1 protein-coding gene is annotated in these 648 nt (G+C 63.7%); it reads right to left on the bottom strand.

Annotated features, from left to right (window positions below; translation table 11 throughout):
- The coding region (locus tag SPHV1_RS21185) for a DNA topoisomerase (RefSeq protein ID WP_231634800.1) at positions 1 to 648 on the bottom strand (648 nt) is incomplete at both ends.

Consider the following 648-nt stretch of genomic DNA (forward strand, 5'->3'; position numbering starts at 1 on the left):
GTCTGGTCATATTGGTTCGCGGGCCAGAACTGCGCGACATAGGCGCGCGCGATCAGCATATAGATACGCTGCTCCGGCTCTGTCAGCGCGGCAAAGTCGGCCGTGGCTTCGGTCGGAATGATGGCGTGATGCGCGGAAACCTTCTGCGAGTTGAAGGCCCGGCTTTTTATCGACGGGTCCGCGCGCTGCGCGATCGCTGCCAGCATCGGGACCGTCGCGGCGACGGCCGCCAGCACGCCGGGGGCGTCGGCGTGCTGCTCATCGCTCAAATATTCGCTGTCGCTGCGGTTGTAGGTGATAAGGCGATGCTTCTCCCGCAACGCCTGCGTAATGTCCTTCACCTGATTGGGCTTGTAGCCGAATTTCCGCGCGGCATCGGTTTGCAGCTTCAAGAGATTGTAGGGCAGCGGCGGCGCTGCCTCTTTCGCGGTGGTTTTGGCGCTGGCGATGCGAGCCGGTTGCCCCTGCACCGCCCCGGCTACGGCCGTCGCGAAATTGCGGTCGATCAAGCGGCGCTGCTCATCAACAGGGTCGCCCTCCCCGATCTGGTAACGCGCGGGGAAGGTCTGCCCGGCGAAACTGAACTGCCCCGATACCGTGTAGTAATGGCTCTTGGTGTGGGCCTCAAAATCGCGGTCGCGACCCCCC

Origin of the sequence: Novosphingobium sp. KN65.2 (assembly GCF_001368935.1) — a bacterium.
GTDB classification, from domain to species: Bacteria; Pseudomonadota; Alphaproteobacteria; order Sphingomonadales; family Sphingomonadaceae; genus Novosphingobium; species Novosphingobium mathurense.